The 19,439-nt window shown below is 59.8% G+C and carries 22 protein-coding genes; 6 read left to right on the top strand and 16 right to left on the bottom strand.

Annotated features, from left to right (window positions below; genetic code table 11):
- Positions 1–37: 37 nt before the first annotated feature.
- The 3 genes from JAO77_RS07905 to pnuC all read right to left on the bottom strand — a co-directional run bounded on the left by JAO77_RS07905 (position 38) and on the right by pnuC (position 2,531).
- On the bottom strand, positions 38–559 hold the full coding sequence (locus JAO77_RS07905) for an AAA family ATPase (RefSeq protein ID WP_198989799.1): 522 nt from the start codon (positions 557–559) through the stop codon (positions 38–40).
- A gap of 23 nt (positions 560–582) precedes the next feature.
- Positions 583–1,776, bottom strand: coding sequence for a TlpA family protein disulfide reductase (locus JAO77_RS07900; RefSeq protein WP_198989798.1), 1,194 nt, complete (start codon positions 1,774–1,776; stop codon positions 583–585).
- A gap of 125 nt (positions 1,777–1,901) precedes the next feature.
- Positions 1,902–2,531, bottom strand: coding sequence for a nicotinamide riboside transporter PnuC (pnuC, locus tag JAO77_RS07895; protein WP_198989797.1), 630 nt, complete (start codon positions 2,529–2,531; stop codon positions 1,902–1,904).
- Between the two features lie 54 nt (positions 2,532–2,585).
- Between pnuC and JAO77_RS07890 the strand changes: the two genes are divergently transcribed.
- Both JAO77_RS07890 and JAO77_RS07885 read left to right on the top strand, forming a co-directional pair.
- Positions 2,586–2,909 carry a rhodanese-like domain-containing protein gene (locus JAO77_RS07890; RefSeq protein WP_198989796.1) on the top strand — a complete coding sequence of 108 codons (324 nt, stop codon included), beginning with the start codon at positions 2,586–2,588 and terminating at the stop codon, positions 2,907–2,909.
- Between the two features lie 51 nt (positions 2,910–2,960).
- Entirely contained in the window at positions 2,961–3,713 is a 753-nt protein-coding gene (locus JAO77_RS07885) for a YqjF family protein (RefSeq protein WP_198989795.1), read from the top strand.
- A 116-nt stretch (positions 3,714–3,829) separates the two neighbouring features.
- Here the strand turns inward: JAO77_RS07885 and JAO77_RS07880 are convergent, their stop codons facing one another.
- Entirely contained in the window at positions 3,830–4,432 is a 603-nt protein-coding gene (locus JAO77_RS07880) for a carboxymuconolactone decarboxylase family protein (protein ID WP_198989794.1), read from the bottom strand.
- 155 nt (positions 4,433–4,587) lie between these two features.
- Between JAO77_RS07880 and JAO77_RS07875 the strand changes: the two genes are divergently transcribed.
- A complete protein-coding gene (locus JAO77_RS07875; RefSeq protein ID WP_198989793.1) occupies positions 4,588–6,447 on the top strand; it encodes a beta-N-acetylhexosaminidase in 1,860 nt (619 codons plus the stop codon).
- Between the two features lie 145 nt (positions 6,448–6,592).
- On the opposite strand, the gene JAO77_RS07870 is transcribed toward JAO77_RS07875, so the two are convergent.
- The 3 genes from JAO77_RS07870 to JAO77_RS07860 form a co-directional block, all read right to left on the bottom strand.
- Entirely contained in the window at positions 6,593–8,002 is a 1,410-nt protein-coding gene (locus JAO77_RS07870; RefSeq protein WP_198989792.1) for an amidohydrolase family protein, read from the bottom strand.
- A 96-nt stretch (positions 8,003–8,098) separates the two neighbouring features.
- Positions 8,099–9,019 carry a bestrophin family protein gene (locus JAO77_RS07865; protein WP_198989791.1) on the bottom strand — a complete coding sequence of 307 codons (921 nt, stop codon included), beginning with the start codon at positions 9,017–9,019 and terminating at the stop codon, positions 8,099–8,101.
- A gap of 264 nt (positions 9,020–9,283) precedes the next feature.
- Positions 9,284–9,700, bottom strand: coding sequence for a rhodanese-like domain-containing protein (locus JAO77_RS07860; RefSeq protein ID WP_198989790.1), 417 nt, complete (start codon positions 9,698–9,700; stop codon positions 9,284–9,286).
- A gap of 275 nt (positions 9,701–9,975) precedes the next feature.
- On the opposite strand from JAO77_RS07860, the gene JAO77_RS07855 reads away from it, so the two are divergent.
- Both JAO77_RS07855 and JAO77_RS07850 read left to right on the top strand, forming a co-directional pair.
- On the top strand, positions 9,976–10,671 hold the full coding sequence (locus JAO77_RS07855; protein ID WP_198989789.1) for a helix-turn-helix transcriptional regulator: 696 nt from the start codon (positions 9,976–9,978) through the stop codon (positions 10,669–10,671).
- Positions 10,672–10,760: 89 nt separating this feature from the next.
- Entirely contained in the window at positions 10,761–11,177 is a 417-nt protein-coding gene (locus JAO77_RS07850; protein WP_198989788.1) for a VOC family protein, read from the top strand.
- A 132-nt stretch (positions 11,178–11,309) separates the two neighbouring features.
- Here JAO77_RS07850 and JAO77_RS07845 read toward each other — a convergent pair whose 3' ends face one another.
- From JAO77_RS07845 to JAO77_RS07820, 6 genes are all read right to left on the bottom strand, one after another.
- Positions 11,310–12,182 carry an aldo/keto reductase gene (locus JAO77_RS07845; RefSeq protein ID WP_198989787.1) on the bottom strand — a complete coding sequence of 291 codons (873 nt, stop codon included), beginning with the start codon at positions 12,180–12,182 and terminating at the stop codon, positions 11,310–11,312.
- 143 nt (positions 12,183–12,325) lie between these two features.
- The gene (locus JAO77_RS07840; RefSeq protein WP_198989786.1) at positions 12,326–13,063 is read right to left on the bottom strand and encodes an SDR family oxidoreductase; all 738 of its coding nucleotides are present in this window, start codon (positions 13,061–13,063) and stop codon (positions 12,326–12,328) included.
- 76 nt (positions 13,064–13,139) lie between these two features.
- The gene (locus JAO77_RS07835; protein ID WP_198989785.1) at positions 13,140–14,015 is read right to left on the bottom strand and encodes a helix-turn-helix domain-containing protein; all 876 of its coding nucleotides are present in this window, start codon (positions 14,013–14,015) and stop codon (positions 13,140–13,142) included.
- A gap of 9 nt (positions 14,016–14,024) precedes the next feature.
- Entirely contained in the window at positions 14,025–14,402 is a 378-nt protein-coding gene (locus JAO77_RS07830; RefSeq protein WP_198989784.1) for a DUF4260 domain-containing protein, read from the bottom strand.
- A 103-nt stretch (positions 14,403–14,505) separates the two neighbouring features.
- Entirely contained in the window at positions 14,506–15,090 is a 585-nt protein-coding gene (locus JAO77_RS07825; protein ID WP_198989783.1) for a Crp/Fnr family transcriptional regulator, read from the bottom strand.
- Between the two features lie 170 nt (positions 15,091–15,260).
- Positions 15,261–15,818 carry a glycosyl-4,4'-diaponeurosporenoate acyltransferase CrtO family protein gene (locus JAO77_RS07820; protein WP_198989782.1) on the bottom strand — a complete coding sequence of 186 codons (558 nt, stop codon included), beginning with the start codon at positions 15,816–15,818 and terminating at the stop codon, positions 15,261–15,263.
- Positions 15,819–16,001: 183 nt separating this feature from the next.
- On the opposite strand from JAO77_RS07820, the gene JAO77_RS07815 reads away from it, so the two are divergent.
- Positions 16,002–16,691 carry a haloacid dehalogenase type II gene (locus JAO77_RS07815; protein ID WP_198989781.1) on the top strand — a complete coding sequence of 230 codons (690 nt, stop codon included), beginning with the start codon at positions 16,002–16,004 and terminating at the stop codon, positions 16,689–16,691.
- A gap of 141 nt (positions 16,692–16,832) precedes the next feature.
- Here the strand turns inward: JAO77_RS07815 and JAO77_RS07810 are convergent, their stop codons facing one another.
- The 3 genes from JAO77_RS07810 to JAO77_RS07800 all read right to left on the bottom strand — a co-directional run bounded on the left by JAO77_RS07810 (position 16,833) and on the right by JAO77_RS07800 (position 19,400).
- On the bottom strand, positions 16,833–17,234 hold the full coding sequence (locus tag JAO77_RS07810; protein ID WP_198989780.1) for a RidA family protein: 402 nt from the start codon (positions 17,232–17,234) through the stop codon (positions 16,833–16,835).
- A 95-nt stretch (positions 17,235–17,329) separates the two neighbouring features.
- The gene (locus tag JAO77_RS07805) at positions 17,330–17,920 is read right to left on the bottom strand and encodes a Crp/Fnr family transcriptional regulator (protein WP_198989779.1); all 591 of its coding nucleotides are present in this window, start codon (positions 17,918–17,920) and stop codon (positions 17,330–17,332) included.
- A gap of 109 nt (positions 17,921–18,029) precedes the next feature.
- Positions 18,030–19,400, bottom strand: coding sequence for an AAA family ATPase (locus JAO77_RS07800; protein WP_198989778.1), 1,371 nt, complete (start codon positions 19,398–19,400; stop codon positions 18,030–18,032).
- Positions 19,401–19,439: the final 39 nt, after the last annotated feature.

The raw sequence follows: 19,439 nt of genomic DNA, 5'->3' as shown, positions 1-19,439 counted from the left end.
TTGAAAGAGCAATGAGCAGTGAACAATAAGCAATTAATCAACTTGACAACTGCGCGTCGATGGCCGCCCGGGCCAGCGCCAGGCGCTGGGCGGGCGGGCCGCTAACTTCGGCGAAGGGCCACCCTCGGCTTACTAGCTCGGCGCGGTATAGGTTGTAAAAATGCCAGCGCTGCGCCGGGTCGGGGTGCTCGCGTAGGGGGTCGGGTGCCCAGGGCAGGTCGGGCGCCAACAGCAGCGTGAGCGCGTAGCGCGGGCGCGCCAGCTCGGCCTCAACCCAGGCCGGGCAGGTGCCAAACGCATTCTCGGCCCAGATTTTAATGACCAGCAAATCGGTATCGCAAAAGAGCAGATGGCCGGCTTGCAGCGTGGCGGCGTCCTCGGCCGCGAGTTGGCCGCGGCCGATGGCTTCGAGGTCGGCCAGGGCATACCTAGGGCCGTGGGCTTCGAGGTAAGCGCGGGCATACTCAGGCACGAACACGGTGCCATAGTGCGCCGCCAGTTCGGCGGCTAGGGTCGACTTGCCCGCTGACTCGGGCCCAGTGATGGAGATGCGCAACACTAAAAAAGAGAGTACTCGAGAGGCTATTTAAGTTGCGCCAGTTGTTGAGTTAGTTCTTTCAAACCCGCTTCGCCCGTTCCGCGGTACTGAATCACGCCCTTGTGAATCAAGATGAAAGTGGGATAGTCTTCGACACCTAGGCGATTGATAAGCGAGGCTTCTGCTTGCTTTTGAGGAATGGCAATATTAGTCCACCCAATCGTATTGCTGGCCAAGTATTGTTTGACCTTATCTGCATCATCAAGGGCGATGCTGACGATATCCGCCGTGGCTGCATACTGCTGGTGCAATGCTTTTAGGTTGGGCGTGAGCGCTACGCAAGGGCCGCACCAAGTACCCCAGAAGTCTAGCACCAAGGGACGTTCGGTGCCGGTCAGCGATACCACTCGCCCTTGCACATCGGCAAGCGTGGCCGGCTGAAAAGCGAAGCCAGCATCGCTACCAAAAACACGGGTAACTCTCGCTGACTCGGCTACTTGCACCGTTAGGCTATCGCCGCCCGCGCTGATGTGCCGCAGCGTTACCAAGTGCCCGTTAGCCAGGAATGATTCGCCTATTTTATAAGCTCGGCCTTTGTGTTGGTCATCTAGCACCTTAACTGCTGCCCCTGCATCGGTGTAAACCAACCCATCTGGTTTAGCCCGGAGTGCTATCTCTTGCTGACCAACAGAGAGCAGACCACCAGTATCTGCCGAAAATTCCAGTAGAAGCAGCAAATCATTCTTTTTAAAAAGAGTGATATTCACACCTTTCGGCACATATACTACGGGCCGTAGCTGTAGCCTCAAGGGGCCATGCAGCCCCCGTATCTGTAGCTGAAATGGCCGAGGCTTTGGCTCGCCCGGTGTGGCGGGCAATACTTGCTTGTCTTGCAGGCGCAGCTTAAGTGTGCCAGGCTCGGCAGGCACAAATACAATGTTGTTCTGCTTATCGCGGCCAATTAGAAAGTTGAGCCGCTGCGCAGGCGGCTGGTCAGGCTGCCCACCCACTATCAGATATTTCAGCATGTAGTGCTGCAAGTCCTTTAGCAAGGGTTTGATTTGCTGCGCTGAGTCGGAGTTGAGAAATGTCCGTTGATTAAACTCATTTAGCTTGGCGAGAGGTACCACTACGGTAGTTTGAGCAGCGGCTGCAGTGGCACATCCCAGCAGGATAGCCAGCACCCCACAGCAAGTCAGCCAGTTTTGAAAGCTAAGTCGGTGGGTAGTGAGCGACATTTTAATGGGTGGGGGTAAACAAGTGAATAACTTAATTAGCAAGCACCTACCTAGGTACCCAAGCACCAACTGCCACGTAGTAGCGACCACCAGCTTATTACGCCAGCAAATAAAGTAACTTATTATCAGACAACTGCCTTACGCATTCGCACTTCGCGTAACCACTGCCAGTAGCCATACGCGGCCAAGCCTAGATAGAGCGCGTAAAGTAGGCTGGTTGGGTACAGTTCCTTGACCCAGAGCACGGGCACATAGATAACATCGACGAGTAGCCACAACCACCAATTTTCGAGGCGCTTGCGCATCAGCAGAAACTGCGCTACCAGGCTGGTACCCGTCGTGAAGCTGTCGAGGTACGGAAACGATGAATCGGTATGGTGCGTCAGGTAGTAGCCGAAGCCCGCCGTGAACACGGCGATGAACCCGGCCCCTAGGCCCCACTCGGCGACTGTGGTGTGCGCAATGGCCAGCGGCGTCTGGTTGCGGCCACCGTACAGCCACTCGTACCAGCCGTAGGCGCTCAGCGCGATAAACATCACCTGCAAGCCACTGTCGGCGTACAGCGCTTTTTGGTAGTAGATGAGGATATAGAGCAGGCAGCTAACAATAGCAATGGGAAAGTTGAGGAGCGACTCGCGGGCGGCCAGCCACACGCAGGCAAAGCCGGTGAGCACGGCCAGCCATTCGAGGGCGGAAGTGCCGCGCAGGGCCTGCACCACCATAGCCTGCACCTCAGAAAACGCAAAAAGCAGCATGAGCAATAAGCTTTAAAAGCCGCGCAAGGTAGCCCGCCGGGGTATTTTTGTGCTATGCTACCCGACCTTACTCCCGCCGCGCTGCACGCCCGCTTGGCGGCCGGCGAAGATATTCAGCTCGTAGACGTGCGCGAGGAAATGGAATTTGACTACTGCCGCATCGCGGGCAGCGTGCTTATTCCGCTGGGCGAAGTGCCGCGCCGCGCCGCCGAAATCCGCACTGAGGGGCCCGTGGTGCTTATTTGTCACCACGGCGTGCGCTCGGCGCAGGCGCTGGGCTACTTGCAGCATCGCCTAGGTCGCCAAAATTTGCTTAACTTGAATGGTGGCATCGACGCCTGGAGCCGCGAGGTGGACCCATCGGTGGCGCTGTACTAATAGTAAGCTGGTACGTAGTAGAAGCCAGTTATCCGTTATACTACTAAGCCCATGCCCATCTCCCCTACCCTAGCCGACCGCTTGGCCCTGCGCGAGCGCCCCGCGGGCCGGCCGCTCATGTACCAGGATTGGGGCGACCTGCTATTTATGCACTGGCCGGTGCCGGCCGAGGTCATTCAGCCGCACCTGCCGCCGCGCTTGCAGGTCGATACCTACGATGGCATGGCGTGGCTGGCCATTGTGCCGTTTCGGATGTGGGACGTGCGCAGCCGCGTGACACCGCCGGTGCCCGGCGTGCGCGAGTTTTTGGAGCTGAACGTGCGCACTTACGTGCACCTCGACGGGGTACCCGGCGTGTGGTTTTTCTCGCTCGATGCCACCAATGCGCTGGCCGTGTGGGCCGCGCGCACGTTTTTTCACCTACCGTATTTTCGGGCGCAGCTTACCCTAGAGCGGCTCACTGCCGAGCGCCTGCACTACACCGGCCACCGCGTACACAATGGCGCGCCACATGCGCACTTCAGCGCCACCTGGCAGCTCGGCGAGGCACTGCCCCCCAGCGAGCCAGGCTCGCTGGCCTTTTTCCTCACCGAGCGCTACTGCCTCTACGCCGCCTGCGAGCAAGGCCAACGGCTGTACCGCGGGCGCATTTCGCACGACCCGTGGCCGTTGCGCAGCGTCGAGCTCCTGAGCTTCGAGTCGGACCTAGTTGAGGGCCACGGCCTGCCCACGCCAGTGGGCGAGCCGGTGCTGCACGCAGGCGGGCCGCTGCACGTCAGCCTGTGGGCCTTGCAGCGGGTGTGAGGCCTAGACCCCACCCCCGACCCCTCCCCTCCGGGAGAGGGGAGCCTGACGACTGGATACGTCCGCTTGCGGTTGGCTCCCCTCTCCCGGAGGGGAGGGGTCGGGGTTCCACTTCTCTAGGCAGTCGCTGTAGGCGCGGGCACGGCAAAAGTGTTGAGCAACCCGCCGATGGTCATGTACTGGCCGGCCAGCACTATCATATCTACCACGCCCTTCTCGCCGAAGGTCACAATGGCTTGCTCGTAGAGCGCGGGGTCTATTTGGTGGGTGGTGGCCAGGCGGTGGGTGAAGTCGTAGGCCACGGCCTCATCGGCTGATAGCGTGGCGGGCTTTTGGCCGGCTACCAACTGCTGAAGAGTCGCCTCGTCGAAGCCTGCCTGCCGGCCCACAGCGGTGTGGGCGTACAGCTCATACGCGACGTGCCACGCGGCAGCAGTCGTCAGAATCACGACTTGCCGCACTTTCTCGCTCAGCGAGGTGTGCTCGCCTTCGGCGGCTATTACGCTCATGAGGGCCTTGCTGATGAGCGGGCTGCGCAGCATGGCATTGCATGGTCCTATCAGGCGGTCGTCGAAGGTGGCGGCCTGGAAGCCCGATGCCTTCGCCCAAGGCACAATGGTGTCTTGCAGTTGGTTATAGAGCTTTTTTTGGTCGGAGCTCATGTCATCGGGGGCCAGCAGGGCCAGCCGTCCGCCTAAGTTGTCTTCGAAAGTTGCCATGCGTGAGAGGCGCGTTGCGCTAGAAAATTGATACGCCACGCATACGGCTAACCACTTGCTGGCGGTTGCCCTAGGCAGGTACAGACGCGGCATTTAGCTGGGCCCAACCCGCTGTGCTGGTATTTTCGCCCCACGCCTTCTACCAAGCTTCCCCTATGTCCACATCCTTTTCTACCCGGCTAGTCAGTGTACTGGCGGCGGGACTGCTGGCCAGCCAGCCCGCCCTTGCCCAGCAGCCCGCCCAGCGCCTAGGTCTCATTCCGCTGCCCCGCGAGGTGAGCACCTCGGCCGGCACCTACGCGCTGCCCCAAAAAATCAGCGTTTACGCCCCCAGCAAAGACGCCCAAAACGTGGCCAGCCTGCTCAAGGAAATGCTGGCGCCGCTCGGCAAAACGGTAACGGTCAGCAACAGTGCGGCGGGCGCGCAGATTAAGCTACTCACGGCCAGCACCGTGCCCAGCGCCGAGGGCTACCGGCTGGTGGTCGATAAGGCGGGCGTGCAGCTCACGGCGGCCAGCGGGCCGGGGCTCTTCTACGGGGCCCAAACGCTGCTGCAACTGCTGCCGCCGCGGCCCAGCGTCAGCACGAGCCTGCCCTACGTACGCATTGCCGACGAGCCGGCCTTTCAGTGGCGCGGCTTGCACCTCGACGTGAGCCGCCACTTCTTCTCGGTTGATTTTGTAAAGAAGTACATCGACTTCTTGGCCAGCTACAAGCTCAATACCTTTCACTGGCACCTAACCGACGACCAGGGCTGGCGCATCGAAATCAAGAAGTATCCCAAGCTCACCCAAATCAGCTCCGTCCGCAAGGAAACCCTGATTGGCGCGCAGCAGACGTTCAAAAAGCCGGAGGACTTTAAGTACGACGGCCAGCCCTACGGCGGCTTTTATACCCAGGAGCAGATTCGCGACGTGGTAGCCTACGCCAAGCGCCGCTACGTCACCATCGTGCCCGAAATTGAGATGCCCGGCCACTCGGTGGCGGTGCTGGCCGCCTACCCCGAGTTGGCTTGCCGGCCCGGCACCTACACCCCCTGGACCATGTGGGGCGTGAACGAGGACATCGTGTGCCCAACCGAGCCCGCCTTCCGCTTCTTCGAGGACGTGCTGACCGAGGTAGCTGCCCTCTTTCCAGGCAAGTACGTGCACATCGGCGGCGACGAGGCGCCCAAAACCCGCTGGAAGGAAAGCGCTGCTGTGCAAGAGATTATGAAGCGCGAAGGCTTCACCGACGTCGAGCAGGTGCAGGGCTGGTTTAATCGCCGCATCGAGAAATTCTTGGCTACGAAAGGCAAAAAGCTCATCGGCTGGGACGAGATACTAGAGGGCGGCATCGACGCCGACGCCACCGTGATGAGCTGGCGCGGCGAGAAGGCGGGCATCGAAGCCGCCAAGCACGGCAACGACGTAGTGATGACGCCGGCCGGCTACCTCTACATCGACGCCGGCCAAAACCCCGTGCCCCACAGCCCCAACGAGCCGCTGCATATTTCAGGCTACCTGCCGCTGGACAAGATTTATAACTACAACCCGCTGCCCGCCGAGCTCACGCCCGCGCAGCAGAAGCACATCCTAGGTCCGCAGGCCAACCTCTGGACCGAGTACGTCACGACGCCCAACAAAGTGGAGTACATGCTGTTTCCGCGCCTGCTGGCCGTGTCGGAAGTGGCCTGGACGCCGGCGGCCCGCAAGAGCTACCCCGAATTTGTGCCGCGCATGAGCCAGCACTTTGCCCGCCTCGACGCCAAGAAAGTCAATTACCGCGTGCCCGAGCCCCTAGGTCTCGATAGCGTGAGCATGGTGAAGCAAGGCGATAAAGCCGTGTTCACGCTCCGCTCGCTGGTGCCCGGCGCCCAAATTCGCTACACCCTCGACGGCCTCATGCCCGACGAGACTACCACGCTGTACAACAAGCCCCTGGCGGTACCGGTCGGCCGGCAACTGCTGGTGCGGGCCGTCACCATCGCGCCCAACGGCCGCAAGAGCCCGCCCGCCGAGTTTGTGGTGAAGTAATTCTGTAATAGACTTATAATCAATACACGTTTGTCATTGCGAGCGCAGCGAAGCAATCGCACCCGAACGGCCACCGACCAGGTGCGATTGCTTCGCTGCGCTCGCAATGACAAACGATTGTAAGTACTTGAAACTATCACCTAGGCTAGTTTTTAATCACCCGCAGCATACCCGCTAAGGTTGGCGCCGAGTATACTTTGCCCCGCGACACTACAGCCGATAGTTTGCGGGCATTGGCCACGTTGGCCAATGGGTTGGCGGTCAGCAAGAGCAAGTCGGCATCTTTGCCCACGGCCACGGTGCCCGTGCGATTGGCTACGCCCATAAACCGCGCGCCATTGAGGGTGGCGGCCCGTAGGGCCTGCGCGGGCGTGAGGCCAGCTTGCACCAGCTCGCGCAGCTCGTCGTGCAGCGAAGCGCCGGGGTAGGTGTAGGAGTTGAATGGCCCGCTGTCGGAGCCTGCCAGGATGGTGACGCCGGCGGCCTGCATCTGCGGCACGAGGGTCATAAACTTAGCTTCGAGCTTTTGGGTGAAAGCCCGCGCGGTGGCCGACTGCTGCCGGGCACTGGCTTGGCGCTTGGTGTAGGTACGCTGGATTTTGGGGTCGATATAAGCCAGCAGCGTATCGTGGGTGTGGTCGGTAGTGCCTAGGCTGGCCAGCGTGTTGCCAATGGCCAGCGTGGGCACAGCGGCCGTGTGGTGCGCCGCCATCTGGCGGAAAATGCGGGCCGCGGCGGCCGGACTGTAGGTGTCGTACACGGCCGGCAGCATCGCAAACAGCCCTAGGGGCTTGGGCGTAGCCAGGCTGGCGCGCACCAGCGCCGTGAGGCTGTCTTCCTTACTGGAGCAAGCTTTGAAGACGTAGTACAGGTGCTCGGTGGCATCAAGGCCGCGGTTTACCGCCTCGCCTAGGGTCACTGAGTAGGGCATGTGGCCGGTGGTTTTCATGCCGCGCGCCTCAGCCTGAGAAATCGTGCTTAGGTAGGCCTCGCCCGAGATTTTGCTGTCGTAAATCTTGACGTAGTCCACCTTCAGCCGTTGCAGCGAGTCGAGGGCTTTGCTGACCTGGGCGGGTGTTGTCACCTCCAGCGAGCCGGGCCAGGTGGCGCCCGGCCCGTCGATTTTGGGCCCCGAGGTGAAGAGGCGCGGACCGGCCAGGGTGCCCGCCGCTTCTTCGCGCCGCCACTCGAAAATGCGGGGCGTGAGGTCGCCACCGCAGTCACGCACCGTCGTGATGCCGTGGGCCAGGTACAGTGTCAAACTCTTTTTATTGGCCGCCGCTAGGCTATCGCCGCCCCGAAAATGCACGTGCATGTCCCAGAGGCCCGGCATGAGGTAGCGGCCGGTGCCGTCGAGCTGCTGCCGGGCGGGGTAGCTGGTTTTGCCAGCCGGCTCTAGGCGCACAATTTTACCCTGCGCTACGGCTACTACTTGGTTGGGGCGTAGCTGGCCGGTCTCTACATCCACCACCGTTACGTGGTTGATAACTAAGTCGTAAGTCTGAGGCGGTGTAGCACGGTGCGTGGTGGCGGCTACTAGCACAACGGCGCTCAAGCCGAGAAATGAGTAAAACAGTTTCAAAGGCAGCAAGCAAAAACCGAGAGCAGCAAATGTAGGTAGACGATGGCGCGGAGCCACGCTCCTTGCCTCTTAGTCAAACACATACTGGTGCGGGCGCACCAGCGTGGGCGGCAAAGGCTCGCCGGCCATTTCGAGCAAGGTCGATTCTATCATGTGGCTCATGGTATTCAAAGCCAAATCATTATCGCCTAGGCCAAAGGGCTCCTCGATATCGCGCATGATGGCATCGAGCGCCATAAACGTATAGCCCACAAAAGCCACAATCAGCGGCGTGGCCCAGCCTGTGCTATCTACCAGCCCAAATGGCAGCAAAAAGCAATACAAGTACACCGTCCGGTGTAGCACTACGCTGTATGTGAACGGGATAGGCGTGCCCGCCAGCCGCTCGCAGCCACCCACAATGTCAGAGAGTTGATTGAAATTGTGGTCGAAAGCCAGCTGGGCGCCTAGGTCGGCGGGCGAGTTGCCGTGGCGCTGCTGCACCCAGCGGCCCAGTTCGAGCAGTAGCAGCATGGGTTTGAAGGTGGCTTGTTGCACCGCTTGGGCCAGTGGGGCGGGCAGCAGCCGGCCTAGGTCGGGCGCGGCATCAGTGCGGCGCAGCTGGTGCTTGAGGGCATACACGAAGGCAATGAGCAGCCGTACAAAATGCGCCGTTTCGGGCGCGTTGCTAGGGCTAGGCCCTAGGGTCAGAGCTTGCCGCGTGAGCGAGCGGGTGGTGTTTAGCAGGGCACCCCAGAGCTTGCGGCCTTCCCAAAAACGGTCATAGCTGGCGTTGTTGTAGAAGCCCAGGAAGATGGCTAGCGTGACGCCAAACAAGGTAAATGGCGCCGCCGTCAGGGGTACCTTGTAGGCAAATAGCTGGCCGTGCGCCAGCACTACCGCCACCGACAGCACCAACAGCGCCCCCAGCCGCGGCAGTATCTGCGGGAGCACCGAGCCGCGCCACACAAAAAGCAGCCGCAGCCAATTGTCTTTTGGCCTGATTATCATCGTTGCCTTCCCAACGGCCGAAGTCTACAGTGGGTTTTGGCGGCCATCAGCCGTAGCACGCCGTTGTGCCGCTGGCTCCTACCTCCCGGCCACTACCAAAGCAACGGAGGCCTAGAAACTTGTTAGCTACGCACAAGCTCCTAGGCCTCCTATTGCTGTTCACTATTGCTCATCCCTGGCCAGCAAGAAACGCTACCCTTTGCGCCTTTCGGCAATAGGTTGCCCTAGGTGCCAGCACCAATGCTCACAACTCAGCAACGCCTGCTACTTGAGGTCGTCGTAGCCGCCGCCATTCACGACGTGGCGAAAGCCATGCTGGTACATGATGTCGGCCGCCTTGCTGCTGCGCTTGCCCGAGCGGCAGTACACCACGTAGGTTTTGCTGGTGTCTAACTTGGCCACTTGCTGCGCAAAGTTGTCGTCGTTCACGTTCAGGTTTTGGGCGGGCTGCAGGTGCCCTAGCATATACTCGGGTGACGTGCGCACGTCTAGTACCTGGGTGCCCGGCTGCTTGAGCAGCTCCTTGGCCCTAGGGGTGTTGATAGCGGCCGTGGGGGCCAGCTGGGCCGGAGCATCGGTCTTGGCCGCAGGGGCTGGCGCAACGGCAGCCGTGGTTTGCGGAGCCGACTGGTTGCAGGCCGTGGCCAGCCCGGCCACTAGCAGGAAAGCATACTTTTTCATATTCACAAAAATACCCATCTGGCGCTACCAACCGGCCAACGCTTTTTGGCTAAGCCATGCGGTTGTTCAATCGCATTTCAGATTTACTCAGCTGCTCTGACCTATAGGTCCCCTCCACAAGGCCAAAGCCGCTGTAGCGGCCTATCGGGGTTTGGTGCAGTAGCCTGGCTTGGGTTTGTCGTACCGACCTGCTAGCTACTTAGAAGGGTTAGAAGGGCCATCTGGTGCATAGAGCCGGTAAAGTACTTTCGCCAGCCTTTTGGTACCCCTTTCTTATGAATCGCATCGACCGCCTATTTGGCATGACTACCCTGCTGCAAGCCCGCCGCTACACCTCAGCCGAGCAACTAGCTGAGCAGTTCGGCATTAGTGTGCGCACGGTGTACCGCGACATCAAGGCGCTGGGCGAGCAGGGTATTCCGGTCAGCTTCGAAGTGGGCCGGGGCTACTTTCTGGTGCAGGGCTACTTCCTGCCGCCAGTCAGCTTTACCCCCGACGAGGCTAATGCCTTGCTGCTACTCGAAACCCTAGGGGCTACCCTAGCCGATGGCTCTATTCAGCCGCACGTGGCCGCGGCGCTGCAGAAGGTGCGCGCCGTACTGCGCCCGGCCGACCAAGACCGGCTAGCCCAACTGGCCGACGGCATCAAGCTGCACGTGCCCGAGTACCAGGAAGGTCATACGCAGTACCTAGCCACTATCCAGGCGGCCATCGCCAACCGCCACGTGCTGGAGCTGGACTACTCCGACAAAGAGGGCCGCCACACGCGCCGCCGGGTCGAGCCCATTGGGTTGGTGTTTTACAATTTCACCTGGCACTTTGTGGGCTGGTGCCAGCTGCGGCAGGGATACCGCGAGTTTCGGGTGGCGCGCCTGCTGCACCTAGCAGCTACTACGCAGCCCTTCACGCAGCAGGCGCTGCTGTCGTTGGCCGACTATATCACCAGCCTGAATCTGCCCCACGCGGTATAATTTTTTTGACCCGGCCGGGGCAGACTGCCATAGGGTTGTCAGTGAGCGTGCCGCTCTTTGTGGCATCTATCACTTATCTCTCAAGCCCCATGCACTTCGCATCCGTCCGCCTCATCACCGCCGATTTTGAACGCCTCGCTGGCTTCTACGAGCAGTTGTTCGGCCAGCCGCTTACGCGCTACACCCCCACATTTGCCGAGCTGCGCACCACCGGGGCCACGCTGGCTATCGGCCACACCAGCACCCTAGCCCCCTTTGGCGGCGAGCAGGTAGCCAGCCCTGGCGCCAACCACTCGGCCATCATCGAGTTTCGGATGGCTGATGTCGATGCCGACTACCAGCGCCTGGCCGACCTGCTCGCCCCCACCTTGGTGCAGGCGCCCACCACCATGCCCTGGGGCAACCGCTCGCTGCTCTTCCGCGACCCCGACGGCAACCTAATCAACTTATTCACGCCTGTGACGCCGGAGGCGCAGCAGCGGTTTGCTAAGCAGACGGCAGCTTAAAAAGCCTTAAAAATCAGAAATGTCATGCTGAGCTTGCGAAGCATTTTTTCACGTCATGGGTAGTAACCCAACGTGAAAAGATACTTCGCAAGCTCAGCATGACATTTCTATAGATAAGGTACCCTAGGGCCTTTACCCCAGATACGCCATGTCCTCGGCGCTCAATTCGATGTTAGCCGCAGCAAGGTTCTCGCGCAGGTGGGCTACCGACGAAGTACCAGGGATGGGCAGCAGCAGCGGCGATTTATGCAGTAGCCAGGCAATGTTGAGCTGAGCCTCGGTCACGCCTTTTTGCTGGGCCAGCTCGGCGAGCTTGTTGCCAGCGTTGGGTAGGCCGTGCACCAGCGAGAAGAACGGCACGAACGCAATGCCGTGCTGCTCGCACAACGGCAATACTTCGCCGCCGCGGGTTTCGCCATGGCCGTCGTTCATCGTGGTGCGCTGGGCGTAGCTGTACATGTTTTCCACGCTGGCTACTTGGCCCATACCTAGGGCGGCGGTCAGCTCCTCGGGGGTGACGTTGCTCACGCCCACGTGTTGGATTTTGCCCTCGCGCTGCATGTCGTACATGGCGCCCATCGACTCCGCGAAGGGCACCTCGGCCCCCGGCATCACCCGGAAGTGTACCAGCTGCACAGCCTCCTGCTTCAGGGTACGCAGGTTGCGCTCGATGCTCTGGCGCAGCTGCTCGGGCCGGTTGAAGGGCGGCCAGCTTTTGTCGGCGGGATTGCGGGTAGCGCCCACCTTAGTGCAGATTACCAAGTCCTTATTATAGGGGTAAAGCGCCTCGACAATGAGCCGGTTGGTGATATCGTCGCCGTAGTAGTCGGCGGTATCAATGAACGTGACGCCATTGGCCACGGCGGTTTTCAGCACTTCTAAGGCTTGAGGCCGGTCGGCGGGCTCGCCCCAGATGCCGGGGCCGGTGAGGCGCATGGTGCCGTAGCCCAGGCGGTTGACGGTGAGCGGCTGGGCCGACTTGGGGGCAATGGTGAGGGTTGACATAAATGAAAGCTTGTGTGGAAAATAGAACGCGAGGCGTAGTAGGGACCTAGGGCGCAGTTGCGCCTGAGCTGCACAAAGGTCTGCTGCGCCCCGGCCGAATTACTGGTGAATATTTCACTTTTTATCAGCACTCTCCTGGCTGACTACCAAGGGCTAATGCCGGTTTCAGGCGCGCTATCGTCACTAAAGAATTGGCTGGTGGGGCCATCTGGCCCTAGGGTAGCGGCCTTCACCAAGCGAGCGGCGGCATCTTGTACGGTGCCGGGGCCGCTGTGGTGGTTGAAGTCGGTGGCGGTGTAGCCGGGGTCCACGGCGTTGACCTTGAAAGGCGTGTCGCGCAGCTCGTAAGCCAGCATAATGGTATAGGCATTCAACGCGGCCTTGGATGGCTGGTAGGCCGCTCCCTTCACGTGGTAGTACTTCCAGGTGGGGTCGTTGTGCAGGGTCAGCGAGCCTAGGCCTGAGGTAACATTGACGATACGCGGCTCGGGCGACTGCCGCAGCAAATCGAGAAAGGCCTGCGTGACTTCGATAACGCCGAACACGTTGGTGTCGAACACCTCCTTAATCATAGCCACGCTAGCGCTCGTGGCGGGCTGCACCGGAGTGCCCAAGATGCCCGCATTGTTGATGAGCACGTCAAGCACCGGCGTTTTCTGCCCTAGGGCCGCGCGGGCGGCGGCAATAGAGGCGCTGTCCGCCACGTCGATAAGGAGCAGCTCTACTTGGGTGAGGCCTTCGGCATGGAGCTGGTCTACGGCTTGCTGGCCGCGCTGCGTGTCGCGGCTACCTAGGTATACGTAGTAGCCTTGCTGCAAGAGCTGGCGGGCAGCTTCAAAGCCAATACTCTTATTGGCGCCGGTGATGAGAACGGTTTTCATCGTGGACATGGTGTGTTAGTTGAACAGCACAAAGGTCCTGAACGCCCGAAGCGCCGCTGTTACCCATTTCGCGGCTTCACTGGTACATTTTGCGGATGCTGGTCCGGTAGTCGGCGGGCGTGGTGCCGGCCTCGCGCTTGAAGAAGCGCGTGAAATACGAGGCATCCTGAAAGCCTAGGTCGTAGGCGATTTCCTTGAGCGGCTGCTCGGTGTGCAACAGCAGGCGCCGGGCCTCCAGCACCAGCCGCTCGTGCAAGTGCTTGATGGCGGGCCGCCCAGTCTGGGCCTTGATTACCTCGCTCAGGTGCCCGGCCGAAATGTGCAGCTGCGTGGCGTAGGCGCTCACCTCGTGCACTTCGCGGAAATGCTCTTCTACTTTGGCTTGGTAAGCCCGCAGCAGGCGCTGGTCGGGCGTAGGTTCGGCCTCGGCGTACTGCTCGGTATAAAGGCGGCTGAGGTAGGTGAGCAGCACCGTGAGGTAGGCGCCCAGCAGGCGCTGCTGCCACTCGCCGGGGCGCTGGTACTCGGCCTCCAGCTGGGCCAGCAGGGCCTCCACGGTGTCGGCTTCGGCGGCCGTCAGGCGCAGTTCGTGGCCGTGGTGGAGGTTTTGCACGATGGGTAGCTCGGCTAGCCCCACGTGGCGGGCCACAAACTCGGGCGTAAACTCTAGGTGCGTACCCCAGAAGGGCGTGGGTTCCTCCTTCACCAGTATCTGGCCTGGCTCGGAGCAATACACAGTATTAGGGCGGTGCTCGTAGGGCATGAGGTCGGCCCAGTGCCGCCCCTGGTTTTGGCGCACAAACACCAGCAGGTAATACGCCTTGCGGTGCGGCAGCAGCATGTCGGCTTCTATCACGGTGCCGCCCTCCGACCGCGCCATCGTAAAAGCTTCTCTGCTGTTGCCCTTGAAGGGGTGAACCGGCACCGGCGGCCGGCTAGTGAGCGTCTGCATGCCTCAAATTTAGGCAGCCGCTAGACTAGCCGGAGTAGCTTTACTTGCCCGACCCAAGTGCGTATCCTGAAAGCCAGTGGTGTACTTGAGGCCGTAGCCCAGCAGCCGGTCGAAGGCACTGTGAAAGAGCAGCACCACGCCGGCCAGCACCAATACGGGCAGCCCCAGCGCCCAGCCTGCCACGCCCACCGCTATGGCTAGGGCCTTGTGGTGCGCTAGGTTGTAGCTGATGGCACCTACGCGCGGGCCAGCCAGGTAGCCCAGCATGCTCAGGTCGGGCAGCAGGAAGGCAGCGGGCAGCACCCACCAGGCAAAAGGCAGGTGGGCAAATACAAAAACGGCCAGCAGCAGTTCGGCCAGTTCTTCGAGTTTCAGCAGCGATTTCATGGGCGTAAGCGGGGGTTTGAGTGGTGAAATTCAATACCCAAAATTCCGCCCGGCCCTAGGTCCCCGGCGATAACAAAAGATAATAAATGCTTACGCCGCGCCCCTACTCTCCCCGCGCCACCCGCGCCCGAATGCGGCTCAGCGATACGGGCGTGACGCCGAGGTAATTGGCCACCAAGTGCTGCGGAATACGCTCCAGAATCTTGGTTTTGCCGCTGGCCAGCAGCGCCTGGTAGCGTTCCTCGGGCGAGAGCATGAGCTGCTCGACGAGGCGGGCATCGGTGCCTAGCAGGTGGTACTCGGCCAGTATGCGCCCAAACCGCTCGTAGGCCGGGCACTCGTCGTAGAGGCGCCGCAGCACCGCGTAGTCGAACACCACGAGGTCGGTATCGGTGAGGGCCTGAATGTTGAGCTGGCTCGGCTGGCCCGAGAGGCAGCTGGGGTAATCGCCCAGCAGGTGGTTTTCGAAGAAGAAGTACGTGGTGCGCTCCTCGCCGCTGGGCCGCAGGTAGTAAAGGCGGCAGTTCCCTTGCAGCACCAACGCGATTTCGGGCCGGTACTCGCCGGCCTGCACAAAGTGCTGGCCCCGCCCTAGGTGGCACGGCCGCACGGCTCCGGCCAGTAGCTCCCACTCGGCATCGGTGAGAGCAGGCACAAAGCGGCGCAGGTAGGCAAGCAGTGGGTGCATGGGCAGGCGGGGCTAGGCGATGCGCCAAATCTACTGCGTGGTCGGGCCACCGAAGCTAGGCTCCATCTGTATCTAAGCTCACCTCCCTACCTTCTTGAAACGCGCCAGTCGCTACCTAGGTGGCGGTTGAGTGAGTTTGAAATAGGGTTACTATGCGAGTACCTATTGGCTTACCCCGAGCGCGGCAACTGACGCAGCCGAAGGCGCAAGTACTGCTGCAGCCAAATGGGGTACAGATTGTACCCCACGTTGAGCAGGGTGAGCGCCCCGGCCCAGCCCCAGTGCCCTAGGGCTACCGCGTAGCCGGTGGTCAGCAGGAAGTACACCAGTATCATCCAATGAAACCGCTCCATGTGGTAGGTGGTGCGCATGACCTTGGCTAGGTTAGCCCGCGGGGGCAGATACTGATACTGCGGATAACGGTGCCGCAGCAGGCGGTTGACGAGCGTGCCGTGCTGGGTGAGGTGGTTGAGGGCGGGTACCAGTAGCTTGCGGTACAACGCGGGCTTGGCGCTCAGTTGCAGGTGGCGCAGCCAGGCCGTGGGCCACGCGTAGGCTAGCAGACTTAGGGCGCCAAACCCATATAGCCACGGCCGTGTCACGTGCTGGTAGCAAAACACCACCAGGGGTACCAAACTCAGCAGCGACCATAGCACATTGGGCACAGCATTGTAGCAGGCCAGCACAGCCGGGGAAGGCGTAGCACGGTGGGGCTCGGCAGCTCGCATATAAGGCTGGGCTAGGTACTAGCAAAGTACTACCTACTGCTTATAAACGCGCTAACACGAGCCAAACCGCTCTGCAAGTGCCCCGACGCCGGCCAGCCACCCTAGGGCGCCGCTGTAACTACGCAGCCCTAGCCCCACGTACCTAACCAGCGGCCGCAGGTGGCCCGCCAACTTTCCGCATCCATGGCTTCTCTCGCTGCTCCGCTGTCCCGGCCCCAGGTCATTCTATTCGACGTCAACGAAACCCTGCTGGATATGGGGCCCCTGAAGCAGGCCGTCAATGCGGCCTTCGGCAACAAGGCGGCGTTCAACCAGTGGTTTGGCTTGCTGCTGCAACACTCGTTGGTGGCTACCGTCACCGACCAGTATTTCACCTTCGCGGCCCTTGCCGACGCGGCCCTCGATATGGCCGCCCACATGCTACAGGAGAAACCGCTCTCCCACGCCCAAAAGCACGAGCTGACGGCCCTGCTCACCCAGCTGCCGCCCCACCCCGACGTGCCCGCCGGTCTGCGCCAGCTGCGCGCGGCCGGCTACCGCCTGGTGGCATTCACCAACTCTACCGCGCCTGCCCTGGCCGAGCAGCTGCGCTACGCCGGCCTCACCGAGTACTTCGAGCAGCAGCTGAGCGTGGATGCGGTGCACCGCTACAAGCCCCACCTCGATACCTACCAGTACGCCACCGCGCAAGCCGCCGTAGCCCCCGCCCACGCGCTGCTAGTAGCTGCCCACGGCTGGGATGTGGCCGGTGCCCTGGCTGCTGGCCTGCAAGCGGCTTTCCTCGCCCGCCCCGGCCAGACGCTATACCCTCTGGCGCCTCCGCCTACTTACCAAGCGCCCACCCTCACCGCGCTGGCCGAGCAGCTGGCGTGAGCCCAGCACACCCCACTAAACGGCACTGCCCGCACTCGCCTCTGCTGTTTGCTACGGCAGCACTTAGCCCCAAAAACAATGTCAGCCGCTACCTAGGGCGGCAGCGGCTGACGGAAACAACAGGGAGGCCCCTAGGCGCCGCTAGCGCACGGCCGTGGCTTCCACCTCTACTTTCAGCCCCTCAAAGGCCAAGAAGTTGACTTCGACCATCGTGGCGGCAGCCTGGATGCCGTGCCGGGTTACCCAGTCGGTAAACACGTCGAAGCAGCCGCCTTCGCCAAATAGCGCGGCCGTGTCGGTGGTGTACAGGCGCAGGTGCACGATGTCGCGGCACTGGTAGCCGGCCGCGGTTATTACCTGCTCCACGTTGCCGAGCACTTGCCCGAGCTGGGCGCGCATGTCGGCGGTGCTGGGGTGGCCGTCGACGTCGATGGCGGCCTGCCCGGCGCAGTAGAGGGTGGCGGCGGGCTGAGTTACTTCTACGGCTTGCTGGTAGGCACTGGGCGCTTGCCACTGCCAGGGGTTGATTGCGCGCTTTTGCATGATAGTAGGCTAGGTTGTCGCGCCGGACCCTAGGGCGGCGCGGGGTGAGGTTGCGGGGGCAAAGGTCCCGGCTGGCCCTGCCCGCTACCTGTGACCTAGCGCACTATTTTCGGGGGGCGCTCCTGGTCGGCTAGCCGGCTCAGGGTCTCGCGCGATACGCCTAAGTAGGCCGCCAGCAGCGTTTTGGATACCCGCTGCGGCAGCGTGGGATACTGGCGCAGCAGCCGCTCGTAGCGCTCGCGGGCGGGCAGGGCCAACAGCGACACAATGCGCTGCTGCGCGGCGATGCCGCCCCGCGCAAACTTGACCAAGAAGAAGCGCGCCATCTGGGGCAGCTGCTGGCAGAGGTACTCGTAGCCGGCCAGCGGCAGGCACCACACGGCCGTGTCTTCCAGGCATTGCAGCGACAGCGTGGCCGGCGCCTGGGCCAGGTAGGCCGCGAAGTCGCCTTCCCACCAGTCTTCCATGGCCAGCGACACAATGTGGGCCTTGCCGGCCGCATCGGTATGCACCAGCTTCAGCAGGCCCTGCACCACGAAGTACAGCTCGCGCACCCGCTCCCCTTCCCGAATCAAAAACGCGTGCTTGCGCACCTGCCGGCTCGTGAACTGCGCCAGCACCAGCGCAAACTCCTCGTCGGTCAGCGACACGACGCGCTCTAGATGCTCTCGTAACTGCTGCTGCATAGCCTCTACCTACGCAGCCGCCCTAGGTGGGGTAGTAGTCGCCCCGCCCGCTCGCCCCCAAAAGCACGTCAGCCGCTACCGGGGGCGGCAGCGGCTGGGGAAGCAGCAGTTACTTCACTTTATCAAGTACTTTATCTACGGCTTTTTCAAGCACACCAGTCCCTTTTTCTGCAAAAGCGTTTATTGCAGCGGCCATCTTAGTGTCGGGCAAGTCAAATGGGGATGAATAGATTTTTTCGATAGCGCTTATAATGAATGCAGACGTTTCTTCATTATCCATATGCTGTTTAATTAGCTCATTATAATGCACTAAGGAAATTGATACTAATGATTTGAAAGTATATTTCTCCATCAACTCTCTCCTAATATTATACTGACGTACCATAAACCAGTCAAGCAGTAGAATTGGAACGGTCAAAAAGACTTTTACAAAAACAACGGCCGTTAATGACTTCAAGTCGAGTGCTGGAATACCAAGTCTAGTCGAACCAAAAATCATCAAAGAAGAGAAGCAAAGTAGGAGAATGTTAATAGCAATTACCCCACCAAGCCAGAACCTCAATTCACCACTTATTTTACTACTTTCTGTTTTAAACTCGGCATTCAATCTACCAGCAGTTGCTCCTTGCAATAAGGTTGCTACTTGCTCTTTAAGATTTTCATTATCAGAAATTATTCCGTTAGTTTTATTTATTGCGTTATCAATATTGGTATAAGAATTTTCGAAGAAATCTTGAAGATTCTTCTTTGTAATACCTATACTTTTAGTGTTTTCTACTTTTAGATTTTCAACAGCTTCCTCCATACTTTCCACATTTTTGTGGAAAGCCTCAACCTTCGTTCTTCTATCCTCTATATCTTGTACGTACTCTTTCGCAGTGTCCAATAGTTCATCGATTTTTGTTTCATTTTTTTCACCGGTCGATTTTAAAATATCTAATTCTTCTGAAGCCTTTTCTGCTAATTCCAGCTTCTCATTTACTAGCTCAAGCCTATCATAAGCTTCCTTATACAACTTTTCAGCACCTTCTATTTTAGAAAGTATCTCTTGATACTGATTTTCTGTAGCAGAGAGTTTTTCTAGTGAGCTATAGTAATTACCGAAGCTTTTCGACATCTCAAATAGCTTTGCATCGTCAACTGCATCTTTCAATCCATAGACCGACTGGATGTACTGAGCTTGATACTGTCTGGACTGATAATTAGAATCATAATCATATTGACTGAAGACATTTAGCGCTTGCTTGATATTTGTTAGCTGCGCTCCAATGCTGGCCCTCCTAGTTTGACTTACTCTTTCTAAATATCCTTTCTCAATTGATGATTTGAGTTGGTCAAGCAATAATTTGAGAATAGGATATGCTTCCTTGACACTAAGTTCGGCATATTCGTAATCGCCCATTTTATCTCTAGCCACTTTTGCCATTTCAAGCAAGTCGTCATCTAGAAAGGAAGCTATAGTGTCAATTGATGCCTTCATTTTCAAGTTTTGATAATGGTATCAGCTAAAAGAGGAAAC

Source organism: Hymenobacter sp. BT559 (assembly GCF_016427535.1).
GTDB lineage: Bacteria > Bacteroidota > Bacteroidia > Cytophagales > Hymenobacteraceae > Hymenobacter.
Note: the sequence above shows the minus strand (reverse complement) of the source record. Positions and strands in the feature narration are given on the sequence as shown.

Excerpts from the sequence above, each read along its gene's own strand:
- JAO77_RS07830 (WP_198989784.1), bottom strand. The coding sequence starts at position 14,402 with ATGAAATCGCTGCTGAAACTCGAAGAACTGGCCGAACTGCTGCTGGCC.
- JAO77_RS07885 (WP_198989795.1), top strand. The coding sequence starts at position 2,961 with ATGCCCATCTCCCCTACCCTAGCCGACCGCTTGGCCCTGCGCGAGCGC.
- JAO77_RS07850 (WP_198989788.1), top strand. The coding sequence starts at position 10,761 with ATGCACTTCGCATCCGTCCGCCTCATCACCGCCGATTTTGAACGCCTC.
- JAO77_RS07860 (WP_198989790.1), bottom strand. The coding sequence starts at position 9,700 with ATGAAAAAGTATGCTTTCCTGCTAGTGGCCGGGCTGGCCACGGCCTGC.
- JAO77_RS07815 (WP_198989781.1), top strand. The coding sequence starts at position 16,002 with ATGGCTTCTCTCGCTGCTCCGCTGTCCCGGCCCCAGGTCATTCTATTC.
- JAO77_RS07890 (WP_198989796.1), top strand. The coding sequence starts at position 2,586 with ATGCTACCCGACCTTACTCCCGCCGCGCTGCACGCCCGCTTGGCGGCC.
- JAO77_RS07865 (WP_198989791.1), bottom strand. The coding sequence starts at position 9,019 with ATGATAATCAGGCCAAAAGACAATTGGCTGCGGCTGCTTTTTGTGTGG.
- JAO77_RS07800 (WP_198989778.1), bottom strand. The coding sequence starts at position 19,400 with ATGAAGGCATCAATTGACACTATAGCTTCCTTTCTAGATGACGACTTG.
- JAO77_RS07820 (WP_198989782.1), bottom strand. The coding sequence starts at position 15,818 with ATGCGAGCTGCCGAGCCCCACCGTGCTACGCCTTCCCCGGCTGTGCTG.
- JAO77_RS07835 (WP_198989785.1), bottom strand. The coding sequence starts at position 14,015 with ATGCAGACGCTCACTAGCCGGCCGCCGGTGCCGGTTCACCCCTTCAAG.
- JAO77_RS07900 (WP_198989798.1), bottom strand. The coding sequence starts at position 1,776 with ATGTCGCTCACTACCCACCGACTTAGCTTTCAAAACTGGCTGACTTGC.
- JAO77_RS07855 (WP_198989789.1), top strand. The coding sequence starts at position 9,976 with ATGAATCGCATCGACCGCCTATTTGGCATGACTACCCTGCTGCAAGCC.
- JAO77_RS07840 (WP_198989786.1), bottom strand. The coding sequence starts at position 13,063 with ATGAAAACCGTTCTCATCACCGGCGCCAATAAGAGTATTGGCTTTGAA.
- JAO77_RS07875 (WP_198989793.1), top strand. The coding sequence starts at position 4,588 with ATGTCCACATCCTTTTCTACCCGGCTAGTCAGTGTACTGGCGGCGGGA.
- JAO77_RS07805 (WP_198989779.1), bottom strand. The coding sequence starts at position 17,920 with ATGCAGCAGCAGTTACGAGAGCATCTAGAGCGCGTCGTGTCGCTGACC.
- JAO77_RS07880 (WP_198989794.1), bottom strand. The coding sequence starts at position 4,432 with ATGGCAACTTTCGAAGACAACTTAGGCGGACGGCTGGCCCTGCTGGCC.
- JAO77_RS07810 (WP_198989780.1), bottom strand. The coding sequence starts at position 17,234 with ATGCAAAAGCGCGCAATCAACCCCTGGCAGTGGCAAGCGCCCAGTGCC.
- JAO77_RS07825 (WP_198989783.1), bottom strand. The coding sequence starts at position 15,090 with ATGCACCCACTGCTTGCCTACCTGCGCCGCTTTGTGCCTGCTCTCACC.
- JAO77_RS07845 (WP_198989787.1), bottom strand. The coding sequence starts at position 12,182 with ATGTCAACCCTCACCATTGCCCCCAAGTCGGCCCAGCCGCTCACCGTC.
- pnuC (WP_198989797.1), bottom strand. The coding sequence starts at position 2,531 with ATGCTGCTTTTTGCGTTTTCTGAGGTGCAGGCTATGGTGGTGCAGGCC.